The following is a 21,337-nucleotide window of genomic DNA, read 5'->3' as shown; positions in this document are numbered from 1 at the left end:
AAATTTTCATATAGAAATTAGCAATAGACAAGAGTGAACGGTAAAGCGGGAGACGCGAATGGCAAATTTAGAGCATCTGAAATTACTTCAACAAGGTGCAGTGGGCTGGATTAAATGGAGAAATCGACATCACACCATAGAGCCTGATTTGAGTGAGGCTAACCTAGAAGGCGCTAACCTCAGAGGCGCTAACCTGAAGCACGTTAACCTGAAAGGGGCGCAGTTAGAATCCGCTAATTTAATCACGGCAAATCTGACAAAAGCAAACCTGAGCCTTGCTTATCTGAGTCTGGCTTGTATGATTGACGCGAATCTCATCGAAGCCTCCTTAGTCAGCGCTCATCTGATGCAAGCGGAACTCAGCTATGCTGATTTAAGCCATGCTAACTTAATCGGGGCTGATCTCAGAGGCGCTAAGCTGATGAACGTTAATCTGAGTCATGCTAATTTAATTGGCACTGACTTTAGAGAGGCAAACCTGAAAGGCGCAATGCTCAATGAAGCTAATTTGAGACGCAGTAACCTCAGTGACGCCAGCCTGATTCATGCCCATCTTAACCGGGCTAACCTTACCGATGCTAATCTTCATGAAGCCGAATTGATTGGTGCTTACCTCTACCAAGCTGACTTGGAAAGAGTGAACCTGAGTCAGGCTCATTTGGGTGGTGCTTATCTGTTTGGGGCAAATCTGGGTGCGGCTGATTTAGACGGAACAGATTTAAGATGGACGAATCTGACAGGCGCAAATCTCCAAGCCGCTAATCTCAAAGGTGCTAGATTGGAAGGCGCTCATTTGGATAAAGCTAATCTGACTGGGGCAAATTTAGAGGATTTGAGCTTAGACGGTGCTAGTCTCCAAGGGACAATTTTGCCGGATGGGACGATTCATTGATAGATGGGGAAGATGAGGGTGAGTTGAGTTACGATAATTGACAGCCGGGATAATTGGGAACCTACTATGCCACGAACACAGCGTAACGATAACTTTGTTGACAAAACCTTCACGGTAATGGCAGATCTCATTCTTAAGGTTTTGCCAACCAATAAGAGAGCGAAAGAAGCGTTCGTCTATTACCGAGATGGGATGTCGGCTCAGGGAGATGGCGAATATGCCGAAGCGTTGGATAATTACAAGCAAGCGTTGGAGTTAGAAGAAGATTCCTATGACCGCAGCCTGATTCTGTACAATATGGGGTTAATTTACACCAGCAATGGTGAACATGAGACAGCATTGGAGTATTACCAGAAAGCCCTCGACTCTAATCCCCGTCTCCCCCAAGCGCTGAATAATATTGCTGTCATTTACCATTTTCAAGCGGAGAAGGAGAAGGAAGCGGGAAATGATGAAGCCGCAGAAAAGTTGTTTGATCAAGCCGCCGACTATTGGAAACGAGCGATTCGTCTGGCTCCAAATAACTACTTGGAAGCCCAAAACTGGTTAAAAACTAGCGGACGTTCAGCTATTGATATCTATTTTTAGTGATCGTCATTTGTCATTTGTCATTTGTCATTTGTCATTTGTCATTTGTCATTTGTCATTTGTCATTTGTCATTTGTCATTTGTCATTTGTCATTTGTCATTGACTAGGGAATAATCACAAAATAACAATCAACAACCATGATTGACCTAGAACAAGTTCGCAAAGTCGCTAATCTGGCGCGTTTGGAGTTGACTCCTGAAGAAGAAGAGCAATTTTTGCCGCAGCTTAATAGCATTTTGGAATACTTTCAACAGCTTAGTGAATTGGACACAGAAAATGTTCCGCCAACGACCCGAGCTATTGATGTTAGTAATGTGACCCGACCTGACCAACTTCAACGGTATCCGGAGCGGGATGCTTTATTGGCAGAATCTCCTGACCAAGATGGGGACTTTTTTAAAGTGCCGCAAATCCTGAGTACAGAAGAATAACACTGAATTTGTCCTTTGTCTTTGGTCATTTCGGGTTCTCTGAGAATCACCAAGGACGAAGGAGGACAAAAGCACTAAGTAGGTGGGTACAATTAAAGTTAACGGTGGGGAACTCGCTATCGCGAGAAGCAAGCTACGTCATTCGTCATACTCGCTCGCGCCCGCGAGAAGCAAGCTACGTCCTTTGTAATGTAAGGCACCATTGTAGAGACGCGCCATGGCGCGTCTCTACATAAATGATGTGTCCTAACCGCTATGGGGGTTGCTATAGTAGGCGTGCTGTTTTCTTGTGTCCGACTACTTATCCTACCGACGCGGGTTACCAGGGACTAATAAAGATTAATTTTTTTTAAGAATATAAAGAAAATGATGAAATAGAGAATTGAAAAACCGAAAATTGGGATAATGAACAAACAAATGCATTGGGACTAGGAAGAAAATATGGCAACCGGAATGCTGGTGAATGGACAATGGACGAAGGAACCTTACCAGCAAGATCCTCAGGGACGATTTAAGCGAAATCCGACCAAATTTCGTAACTGGGTGAGTGCGGACGGCTCTACAGGGTTTAAAGCTGAGTCGGGACGCTACCATCTCTATGTCTCTCTGGCTTGTCCTTGGGCGCACCGCACGCTGATTATGCGGAAGTTGAAGGGGTTAGAGGAGGCGATTAGCTTGTCCATTGTTGACCCGTTTATGGATGAAGATGGATGGGAATTTTCCGATGCTCCCGGTTGTATCCCGGATACGGTTCATGGCGCTCGTTATCTGCGAGAGGTTTATCTAAAAGCTGACCCGAACTGTACGGGACGAGTAACAGTCCCTGTGCTTTGGGATAAACAAAAGAATACGATCGCCAATAATGAATCCCGTGAAATTATCCGCATGTTCGATAGGGAGTTTGAGGCGATCGCGAAATCTCACGTTAGCTTCTATCCCGATCATCTGCAAGATGAGATCGATCGCGCGATTGACAGAATTTACCAACCAATCAACAATGGTGTCTACCGCGCTGGGTTCGCCACGACTCAGACGGCTTATGAGGAGGCGGTAACCGAACTTTTTGAAGCACTAGACTACTGGGAAGGGGTTCTATCCCAGCAAGCTTATCTGTGTGGCGATCGCATCACGGAAGCTGATTGGTGTATGTTCACTACCCTGTTTCGCTTTGACCCCGTTTACTACGTGCATTTTAAGTGCAACTTACGTAGAATTAGTGATTATCCCCATCTGGGAACGTATCTCAAAGATCTCTATCAGCAACCGGGCGTTAGCGATACCTGCAACCTTGACCAGATCAAGCACCATTATTACAAGAGTCATCCCCACATTAATCCCACTCGCATTGTACCCAAAGGTCCTGTGATTGATTGGGTGGCGGGGTGAATTTTGACTGTGTAGGGGCGGGTTTAGGGATTTTCTGTTCGCTGTTGATGATAACGTTTGTACAAAACCCGCCCTGACCAAGTTTTGAACTAACTCCCCCGGCTCCTTAAATTCCCACCAATAGAGTAAAGTCTATTCAGAAGCAACCATAATTTAGTATTATTGTCAATATTATTTATACAAGGATCTTGAGATCGGTAGAGTCTAATTTGAGCCATCGGTAAGGTAGCATCTGAGATAGTCCATAGAGATTGATCACAGCTCCTGAACCCTAATCACCACCCGACTAGCAAGAGAAGGCAAGCTGCCAAGGCGTTTACACCAGGTTGCACTATGATTTCAAATTTATCTGAACAGTCCCATTATCCAGAAAGCGCGAGTAGCGGATTACAAATTGCCAGAGGATTAAAAGCTAAATCACAAAACTATAAACGATTGCTGGTTGAGGTGTTGAAATGGACAGGGGGACAACCATTCCTCACCCAGCAACTCTGTCGCTTAATTGCCCAAGCACCGGATGCACCCTCGAAAGGAACGGAAGCCGAATGGGTGGAAAACCTGGTGCGATCGCACTGGATTGAGAATTGGGAAGAACAACCGGAACTGATGCATTTGCAGACGATCCGCGATCGCTTACTCAGACGCAAACACCGCAGTCTGAAGCTGTTGCAGGTGTATCAGCGAATCTTGCAACAGGGAGAAGCGATCGCCAATGACAGTTCCGAACAGAAGGAACTGCGGATGATGGGGTTAATCCTCAAGCATCAAGGAAAAGTTAGGATTCACAATCGCATCTATGAATCGGTATTTAACCAAGAGTGGGTCAATAAGGCTTTAAAAACCATCCAAGCTGATTTAGAACCAGGCGACTCGGAATTTCTCAAAGCCTTAGCCGAATTAGAACGCAAACTCCTGGTTTCCCAGGTGGAAATCTTATCCAAAGCCGATACAGAATCCGAGGATGAAGGTTCGGCGCAAGCCCTTTATGAGGTGCTGCGCGATGTTACCTCTAAAGTCGGCGAATTACTGGGTGCGGATCGCGCCACCATTTTCTTACTCAATGACGAGAAGACAGAACTCTGGTCATTGGTGGCGGAGAATGAAGAAGGTGAATTCCTAGATATTCAAGTGCGCGTCGGGGAAGGGATTGCGGGTCATGTGGCTCAGGATAAAAAGGTAATCCATATTCCTGACAACGTTTATGAAGATCCCCGCGCCGCGCTGGTTAAGGAATTTGACAAAAAATATAATTACCGCACCGAAAACATCTTGGCATTTCCGATCTTAAGTGAAAACAAAGAGGTGATTGCGGTCATTCAGTTATTGAATAAGTTACCCACTGATGAGCAATCCGACAAACGACCCAAAGGATTCACCACTCTAGACTTAGAGCGGTTGGCAAAATGCGTGGTTCCGGTGCGGCGGATTCTGGAAAGTTGCCAATCCTGTTACAAGGTAATGAAGAAGCTGCGGGCGACAGCCGCCTTAGCCGAAGCTACGCGATCACTCGATCAGATTAATTTAGATACTAAGGCGATTTTGCAACGGGTGATGAATACCGCCAAGAAGCTGCTGAACGCCGATCGCAGTACCTTGTGGTTAGTGGATCGCGATCGCGGCGACTTGTGGACGGAACTTCCAGGGAAAGGAGAGGTTCGCTGTGATGTTGGGGTTGGCTTTGCGGGTCAAGTGGCGCTAACCCGCCAACCGATGATTATCCCCTTCGATCTCTACGATCATCCCAGTGCGGAAAATGCCAAGAAAACCGATGAACAAACCCGCTACCGCACCTGTAGCCTCCTCTGTATGCCCGTCGTTAGTCCAGATGGGGAGTTATTGGGTGTTACCCAACTAATCAACAAGCGCAAACCTGGGGATCATCCAGAGTATAACCGAGACGAGTGGCCCCATGTTCCCAGCTACTTTAAAGCGAGTTTTGATAAAAATGACCGCCAATCCATGCAAGTCTTTAACGAACGAGTGGGTGTTATCCTGCAATTCGTTAAGACTCATGAAACGTTAAAACAGCTTGCTCAAATTGAGCCAAAAGAATCCGTTTATAACACCCTGGCAATTCTCAGTAATTCCGTTGCCGATCAGAGTGATGAAGCGCTCTACAATGCCCTGTATTATACGTTGAGCTTTGTCACCAACTCGATTAACAAACTCTTGGGCGCAGAACAGACCACAATTTTCCTCCTGGATGCCGAACAAAGCATCTTTTGGTCATTAGTCTGGAATTCCAGAACCCTAAATGCTCAAGAAATTCGGGTGTCCGCCACTCTAGGAATCGCCAGTAAAATGGTCGAATCGCGTTCAGTCAAAGCCAGCAAAAACCCTAGTAAACTGAATGATCTGTTAGTCCATATGGGGTTAGAACCTGACGCGATCAACGCTGTGGAAAACATGTTGTTATTCCCGGTTGTAGACTCCAAAGGGAAAGTGATTGCCATTATTCGGTCATTTAACAAATTCCTCTTTACCTATGAATCGGGGGGAACGTTATCCGAAACCATCGAAATCAATGGCTTTACTCAAGCCGATGCCCAGAAACTGCATGAACGCATGGCATCCACATTACCCATTCTGCAAGGCTTTCAAGCGTTTCACCGGGAAATCCGCAATCTTCAGGAACAACGCAAGGCGATCGATCCCCTCTATCAAGCGATTAGTTTAGTCAGTAGCAGTAGCGGCGGAAATGCGGAAGAAGTCATCCAAACGGTGATGCAAGCCGCCAAACAACTGACCCATGCGGATCGCACCACCCTTTGGTTAATTGATTACTCAACTCAGGAATTATGGACAAAAATTCCCCAAGCCGATGGTTCTTTAATGGAAACACGAGTACCTTTAGGAGAGGGATTTGCTGGAAAAGTTGCCCAAACCGGTCAACCTTTAAACATTCCCTTTGACCTCTACGAACATCCCGATTCTGATATCGCCCGCAGAACAGACGCCAAAACCCATTATCGGACATGCAGTCTGTTATGTATGCCTGTTTTAAGTTGTGATGGTGAACTCTTAGCTGTTACCCAACTCGTGAATAAACGTCACACTGATGATACGACGGAATATGATCCATCCCAGTGGCCCCAAGTTCCTGAGTATTTTAAAGCCAGTTTTGATGAAAATGATCAACGGGACATGGAAATTTTTAACAATCAAGTGGGTGTTGTACTTCCCGGTATCATGCGTTAAGTCAGTTTAAACAGACATACCATGACACCTCTGTTTTGACCCTTCATCACCTTCGGGGAACCTGATTTGTAGGGGCGGGTTTAGGGATTTTCTGGTCGCTATTGGTAATGTTAGTGCCAAACCCGCCCTGACCGATCCTTGGCTTCGCTCAAGGATATAATTTTGAGGAACCCATGAACAATTTTTAACTGCTAAATACCTGAGCCAAATCTTCATTGGACGTTCCCAAGATGCGTGCCAATCGATTCAGTTCGCTATCACTAAAGCCATCCCGTACTTCAATTAACTCTTCCACGGATTTTCCTAAGATTCGGGATAATGACTTAAGCTGGCTATCCGGAATATCTTTACCTTGGAAAATATCTTTAAGTTGTTGCGGTGCTAATTTGTAAGAGGCACAAAACCGAACAAATTCTCGATTACTGATATCGAGAGCTTGCTGCCGTTCTCTGAGTAAGAACGCGATCGCGCGAGTTCCATGTTCCGGACGTTTAGCTTTGTCCAGATAGTCTTGGATACGCCTGTCCAAATGATTCATGCTAATCCCAGCTTGTTTAAGCAAGTCGATACAGGCTAATTTTAAGGCTTTGTTTAACATTTCATTTTCTTCGTGGAGTCGTTCGTACTCATTAAAGATTTCCACCATCTTCGCCGCAAATTCTGGCGTACAAAATCCAACTTCCATATCCTCACAGGAAATGGCAATATAGGAGCGGTAGTGGTTCAGTTGTAGACGCAATGTCTGGTTATTTGGGCGCATAAGTCCAACGTTTTTGGTAAAAAAACTATTCTAGGGGAGTTATTTGACCAATTGTGCCAAAGTATAGTTCATCGTGAATCTCATGAGACTCTGACCTCAGCGAAGCAGGTCGGAGAGGGAGAGGGATAGAGGTCAAATCGCACCCTGAGCGAAGCCGAAGGGGAGATTTGACAATCCAGTTGAAGGCACGACGATTAACCCCGTGCTTCGCTGCAACAACTGGACTTTTTTGGCAGTAAACTGCCCTAATCGTTTCCAATTGGCATCGGAAACAGAAACCTGTGTCTTGGTGTCTCCAGAACACCAACCTGTGTAAGTCTTTCCGGCTTTTTCGGCTATAACCTTGTCTCCTTTTCTAAAGTTATGACGAGTAACTGTACCGCCATACTTGCGTCGCTTGCTGCCTTTGGATGGAACACACAGGTGTAATTGTCTGCGACTAACGGGCGGTCTACGGATTACTGTAAACGGCGCTGGTGTAATCTCAACAAATCCTTGCCAGTTACCGTGTTTGGTGCCCTTAGAGTGCCATTCTCGCCATTGAACAAACTCAAACGCCGCTAAAGTTACACCATCAACAGCGTGTGTTGCTGGTGTCTGTTGATCCTTGTTTTTCTTGTCTTTGCCTAGTCTCAACCACTGCCTGAGTTGACTGGTTCCGTTGCCATTTCTTTGCCATCCTTGGTGTGTTGTAACAGGAGCTAATTCAGATAGCCATTTAAGCATTTGTCGTTGTCCTACCATGACTGGAGAAAAACCAACGCCAGACTGAGCCGACTTGCGACCACTGGTTCTATCCACATCAGCTATAACTAACTCATAGTGAATGGCGCTAACAGGGAACAGTTTAAATAATTCTTTGACTACCCGTAATTCTAGTTGTTTGTTAGCTCGAATTGAAGCAGGTAGTTTGCCTTGCTTGCGATTATCAAATCGCTTTTGACGGTGACAACGCTTGTTGTAAGGTAGTTTTCGATTAATCCGCCTTCCCCGTCTTGCTCGACGCATGACTCGCCGTAATTCCATCCGCTCTTTAACTGTTTTGAACGGTAAGACTAGGTGAGCCATCCAGAAAGTAGCAAGGCTTGATTGAACCCCGATACCTGAGTAATGCTTGCCTGGATCTATCCCCACAGCTATAGGTTGCGTGTTTTCTCCTGTTTCAAAGGTCAACTGAATGGCAAAGCACTCTAAGTCGTTAGGCGCGATTTTGGCTTTACCTTCTTTCACCCAACGTCTAGCACGGCTAGGCTTGGTTGGCATTAAGGGCTTGCCTGATTTTGATAGAACTGGTACTCGTAACATGGAGATAATCCTCACGAGTGAGAGTTTTTAGTCCCTTCCCGCATCTAAGCCAAGATGTCCTAACTAAATAGCGACTCAACAAAAAGCCTTAGAGATAATCCGAACTAGGGAAGCATTCGGAAGTCTGTGCCAGGTTTAGACGATGGTGCGGTATTCAACGTTTAATTGCCGTTTGTCCGGCAATCCCCGACTTCAAGCGATAGCTAAGTCGGGGTTGTTGAAACGGATAGTGGCGTAAGATGCAAGAGTTAACAATATAGCGCCTCCGCCAAAAAATTGGTGATCTTGTTCTCCCACCTGACTGATGAATGTTGGAGACGTTGACTAACTCCAGCTCAGCCCATTCTGGGACTGCCTTCAGCTTACCTGCTAGACCACCGATTTGGTCAACGTGAGAATAGGGAATTTCATCTGCCATCTGACTCTCAGCCACAAAACCAGTATAGTGTCAATGAATTGAAGAGAATCTGTCCTGCCATAACCAAGTCCCACCCTAGTCAGGAGCTAGGATGGGACGTTCAAGCCTACGGAAACCGAGGATGAGAGTCTGGGAAGTGTCTGAGAACTTAGTTGAGAGGTATTGTCTCTCTGGGGTCTTCCGTAACCGTCAAGCTCAGCGTTTCCAACCGCTTCGTTTTCTAGGCGTTAACGAAGTGTACAGGGTTGTTCAGGGCAGAAAGTGAAATGGAGGCTTGAATAATCGCAATTAGGTCGCCTTGGAACGAAATCGTCAGCCCTGGCGGGAGGGAACCACTAGAGAAACCAAACTCCAGATCATTAAACAAGGTATCCGAAGCCAGTTGGATTGTGTCTTGACCGAAAGTAAAGTCAGTAATCAAGGCAAAGTCAGCATTACCACCACCAACGTAGTAGAGTTCCGGCTCTCCCCGATCGATACCGACTACAGTGCCATCGTCACCCAGGACAAATGTATCCTGTCCTTGACCGCCAGTGAGAGTATCCCGCTCAAAGGGAGCCAACGGGTTAATGAACGTACCACCAAATCCAAATGCTGGGACAAAGGGGTCAACGCCAATCAGCACATCATTTCCAGCGCCGCCATCGATAGAGTCACTGCCAACCCCAGCAACGAGTATATCTTCGTCATTTCCGCCATTGAGAGTGTCATTCCCTAGGCTACCAAAGAGAGTATCGTTGCCACTGTCGCCATTGAGGATATCATCCCCAGCTTCACCGTCAGCACGATCATTACCGCTTCCGCCAAAGACTTGATCATTGCCAGAACCCGAAAAAAATGAATCATCGTCAGCTCCGCCCAGGAGTGTATCATTACCGAAGCCGCCATTGAGAACATCAGCGCCAGCGTTACCCTGAACGATATCATTCCCATCATCACCAAAAAGTCGGTCAGCGCCAGCACCACCCGTGAGGATGTCATCACCATTGCCACCAAAGACAACATCAGCGCCATTGTTACCTTGGAGTAGATCATCTCCATCATTACCATTGATGTTGTCAGCGCCAGCGCCACCATTGATAGTGTCATTGCCAGCTTCACCGAAAATAACATCAGCGCCATCGCCACCATTGATTAGGTCATTCCCGCCGATGCCAAAGAGTTGAGAGTCACCGAAAATAACATCAGCGCCATCCTCTCCATTGAGTACGTCATTGCCACCACCACCAATAATGATGTCAACGCCACCGCCGCCAAAGACTGTATCGTCGCCATCAAGACTAAAGATGCCATCATTGCCGTCGAGGGCGAAAATTTGATCAGGGTCATTGGTGCCAACGATAGCAACATCATCATTAGGCGTGCCAATGATTAAATTTAAGGAAAATGCTTGGGGCGCTAATGAAAGCATTTCAGCCTCCACTGCTTTGAGTTCTCTCATCGAAAGGGGTTTACCTTTCTGGAAAGCCGATCTTAAGTTCCGGAGATAGTTAGCGGAGCGTCGAGAAATCCGAGGCTGAAACTTAGATGTCATAGCGTTTTCCTGGTTAAATGGATTGCTCAATCAGAAATTTAACTTTGTCAGAGTCTATCAGAGCTAAAAAATTAGTAAATGCGAAGTTAATTAAATTTAATAAAAACCTCGGTTCACTGGCTTAATCTGTACCAAGATTTAAACACGTTGCTCCGCACTGCCCCTATTGCAGAGGCGTTGTAATGTGATGGTAAAGTCCGGATAGGAAATGGTGGCGGCTTCAGCGCCGTGGATGGTGGTGATTCCTTGGGCGTTGAGGGCGGCGATCGCAAGACTCATGGTAATCCGATGATCGCTATGACTGTCAACCTCTGTACCTGTTAGCGGCGTGTTTCCAGTGATTTCTAATCCATCGGGGAGTTCTGTAATTTTTGCGCCCATCCGGTTTAATTGAGACGCCATTACCGCGAGGCGATCGCTTTCTTTGACCCGAAGTTCGGCGGCGTCGCGAATCACGGTGGTACCTTGGGCGAAAACCGCCGCAACTGCCAAAATGGGAATTTCATCAATTAGACGGGGAATTAACGCCCCAGAAATTTCACAGGCGTTGAGACGACTATAGCGAACCCGGATATCAGCCACGGGTTCTCCCGCCACTACCCGTTGATTCTCCAACTGAATATCCGCATTCATCATCGCCAATGCGTCTAAAATTCCTGTGCGGGTGGGATTAACACCGATATTTTCAATTACTAAGTCAGAATCCGGGACAATCGCCCCAGCCACTAACCAAAAGGCGGCGGAACTAATATCACCGGGAACAATTACCGTTTGTCCCTGGAGTTGGGCTGGACCGGTGACTGTAGCACTGTGGCTGTCTGGGTCAACGGTGATTTTAGCCCCAAATGCCTGAAGCATTCGTTCACTGTGGTCACGAGACAGGGCGGGTTCTGTTACCGTTGTCTCTCCTTCAGCCATTAACCCCGCTAATAGGATACAGGATTTAACTTGGGCGGAGGCGATCGGGGAATGGTAATGAATCGGCTTAAGCTGTTGTCCTTGAATTGCTAGGGGCGCTAATGAACCCTGCTGACGCCCCCAGATTTGCGCCCCCATTTGTTGTAGGGGATGAACCACACGAGACATAGGGCGCGATCGCAAGGAATGATCCCCCGTTACCGTAAAAAAGCGTTCAGGGTGAGAGGCTAAAAGTCCCAGCATCAGCCGTAGAGTCGTCCCAGAGTTGCCCGCATTTAAAACATCTAGGGGTTCTTGCAATTCTCCCACACCCACGCCCTGAACGATAACCTCGTCGGCGTTGAGTTCCGAGATAGTCGCCCCCATCCCTTGGAAACAACGGGCGGTACTGCGCGGATCATCGCCCAGCAGGAGTCCCTGAATGCGGGTTTCCCCTTGCGCGATCGCCCCCAACATCAAAGCGCGGTGGGAGATAGACTTATCACCGGGAACCTGGAGATTCCCTTTCAGGAACAATCCCGAAGGTGGACGAGTGATAATTAAATCCAGTTGAGTTTCGATTTGCTTCAGGGTGACAACCGTAACAGGCATAGGTATGGAGGAGTTTAACAGGGGCGACATAAAATTGTATCAAAGATGATGGGGTGAGGGGGAGATAGAGGAGATTGTGTAGGGGCTGGTTTCACTATTATCTTTTGGGTTACACCCAGATTTAACTAAACCCGCCCCGACTTGACGAATGACGAATGACGAATGACGAATGACTAACTCAAAATTTTGGAAACCCGTTTATCAACTGTTTAAACCCGAAGAACCCCTGTAAAGACGACGCAGAGAAAGCGATAAAAACACTTTCCAATTCATGGAAATATCACCAAATAAAAGAAGTTGAATGTCGAGAAAAACGAGTCAAGCAGCCTGAGGAAAATAGCGAGAAAAATTTTTATCAAGTTAGCGGTCAAGTTGAAAGGACAGAATCCGTCATCGAAGCCGAAAAAATTAAAGCAGGCAGATTTATTTTAGCGACGAATATATTAGACGAAACTGAGGTAAGTAATCAGGAGATATTAGAAGAATATAAAGGACAACAAAGTAATGAAAGAGGATTTAGATTTCTTAAAGACCCGTTGTTTTTTACATCGAGTGTATTTGTTAAAAATCCCCAGAGGGTGGAAGCGATAGCCATGATAATGGGACTGTGTTTGTTAGTGTATAACCTCGCCCAAAGAAAATTGAGGCAAGAATTAGCCGCTGCTAATGAGGGCGTGAAAAATCAGGTCAAAAAATTAACAGAAAGACCAACAATGAAATGGATATTTCAGATGTTTCAAGCTGTGCATTTAGTGACTGTAGCCGGAGAGCAATACGTGAGCAATTTAACGTCAGAACGTCAAAACATATTGAAACATTTAGGAAAATATTGCCGGAAATACTATTTAATTGTTGAAGATGGATGAATCAGAGTATACAAATAATAATATTTGGTCATAATCCGAAGTTATTCGCGGAAATTAAAATTGTTTTCGTGGTCATTCTGCTGAAAAAATATCCAAGTTTTATCCATGAAATTATTTTCTAAACGTAAGTTGATAAACTTCCATCATTAATACTCCATGTTTGTCTAAAAATGGATAAAAAAGCAACAGAAACGCAATAATTGTTGGACTGGTTGATTTTGTCGGAGTAAAATTTTTATTCCTTCCTAATGCTGTCCGTCAGGATCTGCGGAATGTAGGGTGTAAATTTTGACTTTGACAAGGTAACAGAACCTACTCCGGTACAAAGGAAGGCTTTAGATTTGTTGGGCGTGAGCCTGATTGGTACCCAGTGAATTTCAAAGTCAAATCGCCCTAAGTCTGGATAGGCATACGGTGTAGCGATTTGTCAAAGGGGAACTTCAGAATAAAGTACAGTAAGTAGATCAAAGTCCCCCTTTTTAAGGGGGATTTAGTGGCAATGGTGCGTTACGCTACGCTAACGCACCCTACGGTATATCTGTTCTAGGGCTTGGAAACCAAGCCCCTACGGTTAAACGGCGGTTTCTTCTGACAACTGCACCTCTGGTTTCGGTAAATCTTGTGCGGGAATTGTTTCTACCCGTTGCGTCAAAAATGCCGCAATCACCATAAATACACCGCCAATCACTACTGCGAAAAGGCGATTATTATCCAGAAAGTTATCCATCACCCAACCAAATCCCAGGGATACGGCAATCTGAGGTAGGACAATAAAGAAGTTAAAAATGCCCATGAAAATGCCCGTGCGCTTGGGGGGTAAACCGCCAATTAACATCGAATAGGGCAGAGTCAAAATACTTGCCCAAGCAATACCAACGCCTACCATCGATAGGAATAGCCAATATTGATTGTCAATCACCATGAGTGACATAAACCCTGCACCCCCGCAGAGGAGACAAAAACTATGGGTGATTTGGCGATTGGTTATTTGTGCCATTCTCGGTAATAACAGAGAGACACCAAAACACACCGCATTATAGAAAGCAATGCAAATTCCTGCCCATTCAATCCCGTCGTTATAAAGTAATGATTGCTGGTTTGTCGCCCCAAAAATATTCCAGGCGACGGCGGGGGGAAAGTATAGGAAGAAACAGAACATGCCTAACCAGGTAAAGCATTGCACCCACGCTAATTGTTTCATCACCGGGGGTATCTCTTGCAGCGCGATCCAGGCTTCACGAATACTGTTAATTACACCGCCTTTTTTCTTTTGTTGCTTCTCAAAGGCTTCTAGGTTTTTCGGTGGATATTCTTCTGTGGAAAGAACCGTCCACAGTACAGTACCAAAGAAAAAGGCAGCACCAATGTAAAACGAGAGTTTTACCGTTAAGGGAATTGCTCCTTCATTGCTACTGAGAGAGGGAATATGAAAGACGTTATTTAAAATCCAGGGTAATGCTGACGCACTCACCGCGCCTAAGCCAATAAACAGACTCTGCATGGCAAATCCCATCGTCCGTTGGTTTCTCGGTACTAAATCCCCGACAAACGCCCGAAACGGCTCCATGCTAATGTTGACGGAGGTATCTAGAATCCAGAGTAATCCGGCTGCCATCCACAATGCCGATGAATGAGGCATGGCAATCAGCGCCAAGGTACTCAAAATTGCCCCAACTAAAAAATACGGTCGTCGCCTACCCAGAGGTCCCCAGGTATTATCGCTCATATTGCCAATAATCGGCTGCACGATTAACCCCGTCAGGGGGGCGGCTAACCAGAGAATCGGGATTTGATGGGCATTGGCACCCAGATACTCGAAAATGGCGCTCATATTTGCCATTTGGAGTCCCCAGCCAAATTGAATGCCGAAGAATCCAACGCTCATATTCCAGAGCTGCCAAAAATTTAACGGTTGTTTTTTCATGACAAATCAGTTGTCTGACGACAATCGGCGATCGCTCATCATTACCTGTTCGGGTTCATCACCCTGCATAGCCCGATCGCCGTTGATCATTATCGGCTTTCTACAGGAACCTCGAATGATGAGGGTAATTTTCTAGCCAGCCGATACTTATCGGTTTCTCGCAGGCGCTGGCTCAAAAATCGACAAATTTCTAATACAATATGAGGACGTTGGGTGATCAAACTAATAAAACGGTTTTTCTCTAACTTGAGCAACGTACAATCCTTCACCGCGATCGCACCATCCCAGTGCGGCGCATTATCAAATAACGTCACCTCCCCAAAATGCTGCCCTGCTGATAAGTATTTCAGATCACATTGCACCTCGTCCATATCCTTGACCAAGCGGACACTTCCTTCCCCAATAATATAGAAGTGGTTGCCCCAACTCCCTTCAGTATAAATGGTTTCACCCGCCAGAACATACTCTTGTTCTAGGGCTTGGTCGATCAGAAGCAGTTCATCGAGGGATAAATTTTTGAACAGAGCAACATTTTTGAGTAAGAGTAGACGACTCATAAAGAAATTCTTGAGTGACGGCTGCTGATCAAGGGGCTGGAAAATTTGCTGGACTACGGCTTTAACTAAAGGGTCTGGATCTTTCATTAAAGCAGAAGGTACTCCAGCTAAAGCAATCAACGCACCAATCTTAATCCAGCGATCGCGCGATTCTAGGGCTTCGAGGAGTAGCTGATATCCCTTGGTTCGCATCCACTGGGCATTGGCGCGAATCCTGGTTCCCGGCTGATCCCCACTAATCAATTGTTCCAAAACAGGCATCAGAGGAAGCACAAAGCGGCGATGACTCAACGACGCCAAGGTTTCAACTGCATTGGCTAAATCCCTAGAATCCGTGGAATAGAGCAGCCGTTGCACCACATTGACAGTACGGGAATGACCCAGACAGGAGAGAATATAGAGAACCCGCTGAATCAGCCGTTGATGATAATCCGCGATCGCAATTGCCAGAGGTTGCCAACTGGGATTAGTTTGGGGAATCTGTTGTTGCCATTGGCGGCTGTGGGTCACCTGCTGAAAATCCGGACTCAGATACTCAAACAGGATATCACTCGCCTGTTTCGTCCGCACTTGACCAATTGCCGCGATCGCCGCATTGACAATATCTGGATTAGACGAGGATAAACTATCTTGGGCTAACGTCAATCCCGGTTCCCCATACATCGCCAGCGCCACCGCCGCACAGCGACGCACTTGGGGATGATGATCACCTAAACCAATTGCCACATGGCGCAACATCCCTTTACAGCGCGTAATCCCCAACAAATTAAACGCCGCCGCCCGTACCCAGGGATCGGGATGTTCTAATTCCGAGACAGCCAATTCCGCCAATTCCCAATCCCCCGGATGCGCCAAGGTTGCCAAGGTTTCTAAGCCCCCCCGTTTCACCTCTGGGGTAGCATGGGCAAGAATTCGCGTTAGGGGCGGAATTAATTCCGGATTACCACTACAAGACACCACCCGCACAATTGCCTGTCCTGTGGTACTCTCTAAATCCGATTGCCATAACTGTTCGCAGGTGGTTTTAATTTGGGGATTATTAATCACCCCCATTTGAGTCGCTGCGACTGAGGCTAATAGACTGACTTCCTGACTGATATCCCCCAAGCGAGAGCGGAGTTGCTCCTCTTCCAAGGGCTGCTGATTGGCAATTAACACCTCTAACGCCGTGGCTCGCACCTGGGGATTTGGGGCGTCTAACAGCCGTTCAAACTGATGGATGGTGTCTAAATCCGATTTATGGCTAAACAGCTTGACAATCCCGCGCCGGATACCCGGATCAGTTTCCGGTAACAGGGGCTGCACATCTGAGAAAAATTGGCTCGGTTGTCCCAAACCTGCGGCTAATTCTAGTCCTTTAATTTGCGTGTACTGTTCATCACTGTTGAGCAAATCACGAATCATCGGACTGGATTGAGGCGGTAATTGCATCAATCCCTCACCAATTTCATCCAGATTCACCGCATCGGAGCGTAACATGACTTCTAAGCATTGGACATAGCTATTGCCCATAAACAAGCGCACCACCAGCAATAGCACCGTTAAACTGATAGCAATCCAGATAATCTGCTCTAGGCTGAGAAAGGATTGAACAATCCACAACAGCCCACCCGCTAACGTCAACCCGATCGCATAAAATAAGCCATCACTGAGCGATCGCACTCGCCCCATAAATTCTGGGGGAACCGCATTATAGTTTAATTGATGGACGGGTAAGTTAATCCCTTTATACAATCCATCACTATTCACATTCGCTGCGATTGCCGCTTTTAAATTAAAGTTAAACGCGAGTCCCAGTAAACTGGCTAACGTTGTCACCGGATAAACCAAATTCATCCGCCCCACCCCTAATCGTTGCAACAGAGGGCGAGTGAAACAGTAGAGAATCACCATCTGTAGGATACTATTCGCCACTCTCAGCAATCCCAGAAAGCTGGTTAATTCTCGGTCATTGGTGAAGGTTTGGGCATAAATGCTTAAATATTCAAATTCTGACGTGATATAGATAATCACTAACAGAAAGCTACTACTTGCCAAAAATAGGATAATTGGGTAGCGCTTGACTAAATCGGGAAACGTCCTTAACGCTTCAACTAAGTTCACCGGGGTTTGACTCCGATTTGTCTCGATGCGCCGTTGAGATCGTTCTAGATAAATCAGTTGCGCGATCGCCACCGCACAGACAAATGGTAAACTCAGCAGCATATCTTCCGTGGTGAAAAACTGGGACAGCAAACTGGTCAAACCGCCGCCCAACAGGATACCCACCGCCTGAGCCATCCCCATAAATGGCGCATAGCGCTTGTACTCCAACGCCGTAAAATAATCCATCAATAGGTTGGGCAATAAGATATTGTTATACAAATCCCATTGGAAGAAAATCGCGATAAAGATGAGATAATAGACCCATAACGCATCCAGAGTAATCAACAATCGCATACCCAGCGCCATAGCGATCGCAAAGACCAGCATATAGCGGAAAAGCTGGGGACGACTAAACCGGTCAACCACTTGGGAAAACACCGCATAAGCGGGCATCGAGACCAACCCAATCAGCACATAAAACAGGGGCAGATTTTCCGAACCCGCATGACTCAGAAACAGCGAATTCGCGATCGTCATCGCCAAAATGTTATAGGTGAGAATCGTCACCCCCAGAAATAATAAATGAGCCAGCCGTTGTACCTTCCAAATCGAAAGACCTAAACGTTGCTCAATCAGTTGACTTAGCATGGGCGTTCGGGTTAAGAGTATTGCATTATCCAGTTAAGTCTCGTCAGGATTTGATCTAGTTTTACATAACGTAACATAATTGAGGAAACAAACGCTGCTTACCCAATTCAATTGTTGAAGCGGATAACCAGAGGCAGAATCAGCTCAAGAATCACCCGGTTAAAACGCAGGTGAGTGTCAAAAGCATTAGGGAATCGCTGAAACCTTTGATATACCGTAGGGTGGGTTTCGACTTCGCAAGAGCCCACCAGCCTTAAGTCAGTGGCATTCGACTTAAGTTTCTAGCGAAGACAGCGTAACTACAAATATAGGGTTCTGTGAATAGTGTCAAAGCTATGTTCAGTCAATTAGGGCTATTTAAAATTTGCTTCATAGGGATTTCTTCACTGCTGTTCATTACACCAACAGCAACGGCTCAACGCAATTCTGTACCAATACCATCCTTAGTTCCTCTAGAAACAGAATTCTTAGAACCCGATACTATCCTACCCCCCAACATAGTTACAGCCAATACAATATCCCAGGAAAACATTACAATTCCTAGCCTTTGGTGGGCAGAAGAGCAGTTTGATGAATTTGGTGGTAAACTGCTCGTGAACTGGCTCGCTTACCAAGATAAACAACGGGTTGATTTGGTGGTTAGCCGTCAACCGTGGACACTGCTCAACTATTTAGAACGATACAGCTTTATTAATCATTTCGGAACGGTTGCTAGAGACTATAACTACAATGTCAGAGTATTCAATGACCGAGCCGAACTCTTAGCTACCTATACTTGTGATTATACGACTCCAGGGCTACCCTCTTGTGAGGTTTTGATATTTGAGGGTGTGGGACCTGCGGGTTTACCTGTACAACGAATTCCTTGAATGGGAAATTAGGAAGATGAGGAAGATCAGATTGATGCGATATCGAGTCAAGCCTTATGATTATCGGGTTACCCGATAGTTCTCAAAAGATAGTCAATGGCAAACAATGGGCTTTTTGTTGGCATGGTAACATTAGATCTGGTTTACCTTAGCCCTAAGCTACCCGGTCAAAATGAAAAAATTGCCGCTTCTGACTATACCGTGGCGGCTGGGGGTCCAGCGACAAACGCGGCGGTTACGTTTAGTTATTTAGGCGATCGCGCGACAATCTTAGGGGTGGTGGGAACTCACCCGATTACACCCCTGATCCGTTCCGATTTGCAAGATCAGGGGGTAACGCTGGCTGATTTAGATCCGACAGCCACCAATCCCCCACCCATCTCTTCAATTATTGTTACTCAAGAGACGGGCGATCGCGCGGTGGTTTCGATTAATGCGGCGAAGATTCAAGCAGGGATTGAGCAAGTACCGCCGCATATTGACCAAGATATTACGATTGTGATGATAGATGGTCATCAAATGGACGTGAGTCATGCGATCGCGCAATCGGCAAAATCCCGTCAGATACCAGTTGTCCTGGATGGAGGGAGTTGGAAACCTGGATTAGAAAATCTTTTGCCCTTTGTCGATTATGCCTTATGCTCGGCGAATTTTTATCCCCCAGATTGTGATACTCACCAAGACGCGATCGCTTATCTTCGCGCTGCTGGAATTCCCCACATTGCAATTACCCATGGGGAAAAGCCAATTGAGTATTTCTCTAGTGGAACATCGGGTCAATTATCAGTACCTTCTATTGATGCGGTTGATACATTGGGAGCTGGTGATGTTTTTCATGGGGCATTCTGTCACTCTATCCTTAAGCATACCTTTACTGACGCCCTAGCCGCTTCCGCAAACGTTGCTGCCCACTCTTGTCAATTTTTTGGCACTCGCCAGTGGATGGCATCTAATGGTTCAGCGTGAAGTTAGGGATGGTTAAAGGTGACTCTGAACAAGAACAATAAGGCTGTGCTGAAATCTCATTAACGATTTGCATTCGTCCCTTACGAAACGCACGTAGTAGTCTATCAATGGACTCTCTCTCTTCCTGTGTGATCGAGTCTTCTAACATGGCTGCCATGAGTCCATATCTATCAGCCAGCGTAATTTTGCCCGAACAACTGACTTGAGCAAATAAATCCGCGATCGCACCCGGTATAAGTTGGACTTGAAGTTTCATGTTACTCCGCCTAAATTCAACCCTTCTACTATGAGATAGTTGCTCTCGTTTTAAAGTGATTGACATTTTATATGATTAGTGATAAGCGTCAAATATTAAGGTAATTCAAGTCTCCTTAGTAACGTGACTACGTTCAGATTTTAGTGTAACCAAAACTCTATAACTTTGTGATTAAAATTAGTTTAATTGAGTGAGATAGATCACAAACTTTTCAAGGGAAACTGTAAGACTAAATCCGGGTTGACTGGCAACAGGAACCTATAAATTAAGAGACGTTCCTTAACATTAAGAAACGTCTCCACGGGTGAGGCAACCATTTTTAATTTTCTAAGATATGTATCTTAGTGAGAATCAGGATGTGTATGCATAGCCGTCAGCCTTATGAATAGTCTTCAAATACTTCGGATGCACGTCGAAACTCTTACCTCCTGTTGTTAGTTTGAAACTTGGCTTGAATCGAATAGCGATTCGACCCGTGTAAACTCCTGCATACTTTCCAATTTTGACATCAGCTTTCACCAAGTCCCCAGTCTGTAAACATAAGAAAAACTTCTCTCGCGGGGCATGACGAATAGGAAATCCGTAACAATCAGTACCGCAGCGCTGTCTTTTTCCATGACCCTTGGCTTTAACAATTAAAGGTTTAATTCCTTTGAGAAGAAGTTTTTCAGGCGTTGAAGCACCAACACAAGCTGCATCGAAAGCGTGAGTTTTCTCAATTCCTCTGGTTTGACGGTTAAACTTTGTCAAACCCGCAGAACCTAACTCTACAGGTAAACCAGTTGATTGAAGTCTTCTGTAAAGTTCCCAGCGAGTAGCATTAACGGCAGTGGCATCCTTAAGGGGTGCTTTTGCTTGAGCTAGAACCCGTTTAAGAACTTCAGGCTTTTTCTTCAAAAACTCCTCAATAGGTTTGTTCCCTTTATCTTGGTTACAGGAATGGCAACTCAGGCAAAGATTACTGACTCTATTTGAACCTCCCTTGCTTTTGGCGAGGATATGCTCAATCTCAAAAGGTACATTTTCAATGCCACAGTAAGCACATTTTCTGTTCCATTTGGCGAGTAAATACTCTTTGACCTCAAAACCGAACAGTTCACCTCTTTGGTACTCTATCCCGCTAATCTCAGGGTTTTGCTTATGC

At 45.8% G+C, this 21,337-nt stretch carries 16 protein-coding genes and 1 pseudogene; 8 read left to right on the top strand and 9 right to left on the bottom strand.

Annotated features, from left to right (window positions below):
- Positions 1 to 58: 58 nt before the first annotated feature.
- The 5 genes from RID53_RS16680 to RID53_RS16660 all read left to right on the top strand — a co-directional run bounded on the left by RID53_RS16680 (position 59) and on the right by RID53_RS16660 (position 6,496).
- Complete coding sequence (locus RID53_RS16680) at positions 59 to 892, top strand: pentapeptide repeat-containing protein (RefSeq protein WP_446389158.1); 834 nt, start codon at positions 59 to 61, stop codon at positions 890 to 892.
- Between the two features lie 66 nt (positions 893 to 958).
- Complete coding sequence (locus RID53_RS16675; RefSeq protein WP_446389157.1) at positions 959 to 1,480, top strand: photosystem I assembly protein Ycf3; 522 nt, start codon at positions 959 to 961, stop codon at positions 1,478 to 1,480.
- 138 nt (positions 1,481 to 1,618) lie between these two features.
- Positions 1,619 to 1,912: an Asp-tRNA(Asn)/Glu-tRNA(Gln) amidotransferase subunit GatC gene (gene gatC, locus RID53_RS16670; RefSeq protein ID WP_446389156.1), complete on the top strand. Its 294-nt coding sequence runs from the start codon at positions 1,619 to 1,621 to the stop codon at positions 1,910 to 1,912.
- A gap of 441 nt (positions 1,913 to 2,353) precedes the next feature.
- Complete coding sequence (locus tag RID53_RS16665; RefSeq protein ID WP_446389155.1) at positions 2,354 to 3,298, top strand: glutathione S-transferase family protein; 945 nt, start codon at positions 2,354 to 2,356, stop codon at positions 3,296 to 3,298.
- Between the two features lie 333 nt (positions 3,299 to 3,631).
- Positions 3,632 to 6,496 carry a GAF domain-containing protein gene (locus tag RID53_RS16660; RefSeq protein ID WP_446389154.1) on the top strand — a complete coding sequence of 955 codons (2,865 nt, stop codon included), beginning with the start codon at positions 3,632 to 3,634 and terminating at the stop codon, positions 6,494 to 6,496.
- A 184-nt stretch (positions 6,497 to 6,680) separates the two neighbouring features.
- On the opposite strand, the gene RID53_RS16655 is transcribed toward RID53_RS16660, so the two are convergent.
- The 5 genes from RID53_RS16655 to aroA form a co-directional block, all read right to left on the bottom strand.
- Entirely contained in the window at positions 6,681 to 7,256 is a 576-nt protein-coding gene (locus RID53_RS16655; RefSeq protein ID WP_006098180.1) for a hypothetical protein, read from the bottom strand.
- Between the two features lie 132 nt (positions 7,257 to 7,388).
- Positions 7,389 to 8,561: an RRXRR domain-containing protein gene (locus RID53_RS16650; RefSeq protein ID WP_446389153.1), complete on the bottom strand. Its 1,173-nt coding sequence runs from the start codon at positions 8,559 to 8,561 to the stop codon at positions 7,389 to 7,391.
- Between the two features lie 154 nt (positions 8,562 to 8,715).
- Positions 8,716 to 8,994, bottom strand: a complete 279-nt coding sequence (locus tag RID53_RS16645; RefSeq protein ID WP_446389152.1) for a hypothetical protein — start codon at positions 8,992 to 8,994, stop codon at positions 8,716 to 8,718.
- A gap of 205 nt (positions 8,995 to 9,199) precedes the next feature.
- Positions 9,200 to 10,513, bottom strand: coding sequence for a calcium-binding protein (locus tag RID53_RS16640; RefSeq protein ID WP_446389151.1), 1,314 nt, complete (start codon positions 10,511 to 10,513; stop codon positions 9,200 to 9,202).
- 138 nt (positions 10,514 to 10,651) lie between these two features.
- Positions 10,652 to 12,022 (bottom strand): 3-phosphoshikimate 1-carboxyvinyltransferase, encoded by a 1,371-nt coding sequence (aroA, locus tag RID53_RS16635; protein WP_446389150.1) that lies wholly within the window; start codon positions 12,020 to 12,022, stop codon positions 10,652 to 10,654.
- Between the two features lie 227 nt (positions 12,023 to 12,249).
- Here aroA and RID53_RS16630 point away from each other — a divergent pair.
- Positions 12,250 to 12,888: pseudogene (locus tag RID53_RS16630) on the top strand (IS1634 family transposase); the annotation flags it as partial.
- A gap of 571 nt (positions 12,889 to 13,459) precedes the next feature.
- On the opposite strand, the gene RID53_RS16625 reads toward RID53_RS16630, so the two are convergent.
- A complete protein-coding gene (locus RID53_RS16625; RefSeq protein WP_446389149.1) occupies positions 13,460 to 14,812 on the bottom strand; it encodes an MFS transporter in 1,353 nt (450 codons plus the stop codon).
- 89 nt (positions 14,813 to 14,901) lie between these two features.
- On the bottom strand, positions 14,902 to 18,102 hold the full coding sequence (locus RID53_RS16620; RefSeq protein ID WP_446389148.1) for a cyclic nucleotide-binding domain-containing protein: 3,201 nt from the start codon (positions 18,100 to 18,102) through the stop codon (positions 14,902 to 14,904).
- A 335-nt stretch (positions 18,103 to 18,437) separates the two neighbouring features.
- Here RID53_RS16620 and RID53_RS16615 point away from each other — a divergent pair, with 335 nt between their 5' ends.
- Together RID53_RS16615 and RID53_RS16610 are read left to right on the top strand one after the other, a co-directional pair.
- Positions 18,438 to 18,971: a hypothetical protein gene (locus RID53_RS16615; protein WP_446389147.1), complete on the top strand. Its 534-nt coding sequence runs from the start codon at positions 18,438 to 18,440 to the stop codon at positions 18,969 to 18,971.
- 96 nt (positions 18,972 to 19,067) lie between these two features.
- Positions 19,068 to 19,937 carry a sugar kinase gene (locus tag RID53_RS16610; RefSeq protein ID WP_446389146.1) on the top strand — a complete coding sequence of 290 codons (870 nt, stop codon included), beginning with the start codon at positions 19,068 to 19,070 and terminating at the stop codon, positions 19,935 to 19,937.
- On the opposite strand, the gene RID53_RS16605 is transcribed toward RID53_RS16610, so the two are convergent.
- Both RID53_RS16605 and iscB read right to left on the bottom strand, forming a co-directional pair.
- Positions 19,921 to 20,193 (bottom strand): hypothetical protein, encoded by a 273-nt coding sequence (locus tag RID53_RS16605; protein ID WP_446389145.1) that lies wholly within the window; start codon positions 20,191 to 20,193, stop codon positions 19,921 to 19,923. The genes RID53_RS16610 and RID53_RS16605 overlap by 17 nt on opposite strands.
- A 351-nt stretch (positions 20,194 to 20,544) precedes the next feature.
- Positions 20,545 to 21,337: RNA-guided endonuclease IscB (gene iscB, locus RID53_RS16600; RefSeq protein WP_446389144.1), on the bottom strand; the 793-nt coding region annotated here is incomplete at its 5' end.

Origin of the sequence: Coleofasciculus sp. B1-GNL1-01, from assembly GCF_040220235.1 — a bacterium.
Taxonomy (GTDB): domain Bacteria; phylum Cyanobacteriota; class Cyanobacteriia; order Cyanobacteriales; family Coleofasciculaceae; genus Coleofasciculus.
Note: the sequence above shows the minus strand (reverse complement) of the source record. Positions and strands in the feature narration are given on the sequence as shown.

What these genes read in the sequence shown, in the direction of transcription:
- gatC (WP_446389156.1), top strand. Translation starts at nt 1,619, where the DNA reads ATGATTGACCTAGAACAAGTTCGCAAAGTCGCTAATCTGGCGCGTTTG.
- RID53_RS16605 (WP_446389145.1), bottom strand. Translation starts at nt 20,193, where the DNA reads ATGAAACTTCAAGTCCAACTTATACCGGGTGCGATCGCGGATTTATTT.
- RID53_RS16655 (WP_006098180.1), bottom strand. Translation starts at nt 7,256, where the DNA reads ATGCGCCCAAATAACCAGACATTGCGTCTACAACTGAACCACTACCGC.
- RID53_RS16665 (WP_446389155.1), top strand. Translation starts at nt 2,354, where the DNA reads ATGGCAACCGGAATGCTGGTGAATGGACAATGGACGAAGGAACCTTAC.
- RID53_RS16640 (WP_446389151.1), bottom strand. Translation starts at nt 10,513, where the DNA reads ATGACATCTAAGTTTCAGCCTCGGATTTCTCGACGCTCCGCTAACTAT.
- RID53_RS16675 (WP_446389157.1), top strand. Translation starts at nt 959, where the DNA reads ATGCCACGAACACAGCGTAACGATAACTTTGTTGACAAAACCTTCACG.
- RID53_RS16680 (WP_446389158.1), top strand. Translation starts at nt 59, where the DNA reads ATGGCAAATTTAGAGCATCTGAAATTACTTCAACAAGGTGCAGTGGGC.
- RID53_RS16610 (WP_446389146.1), top strand. Translation starts at nt 19,068, where the DNA reads ATGGCAAACAATGGGCTTTTTGTTGGCATGGTAACATTAGATCTGGTT.
- RID53_RS16660 (WP_446389154.1), top strand. Translation starts at nt 3,632, where the DNA reads ATGATTTCAAATTTATCTGAACAGTCCCATTATCCAGAAAGCGCGAGT.
- RID53_RS16625 (WP_446389149.1), bottom strand. Translation starts at nt 14,812, where the DNA reads ATGAAAAAACAACCGTTAAATTTTTGGCAGCTCTGGAATATGAGCGTT.
- RID53_RS16620 (WP_446389148.1), bottom strand. Translation starts at nt 18,102, where the DNA reads ATGCTAAGTCAACTGATTGAGCAACGTTTAGGTCTTTCGATTTGGAAG.
- aroA (WP_446389150.1), bottom strand. Translation starts at nt 12,022, where the DNA reads ATGCCTGTTACGGTTGTCACCCTGAAGCAAATCGAAACTCAACTGGAT.
- RID53_RS16615 (WP_446389147.1), top strand. Translation starts at nt 18,438, where the DNA reads ATGTTCAGTCAATTAGGGCTATTTAAAATTTGCTTCATAGGGATTTCT.
- RID53_RS16650 (WP_446389153.1), bottom strand. Translation starts at nt 8,561, where the DNA reads ATGTTACGAGTACCAGTTCTATCAAAATCAGGCAAGCCCTTAATGCCA.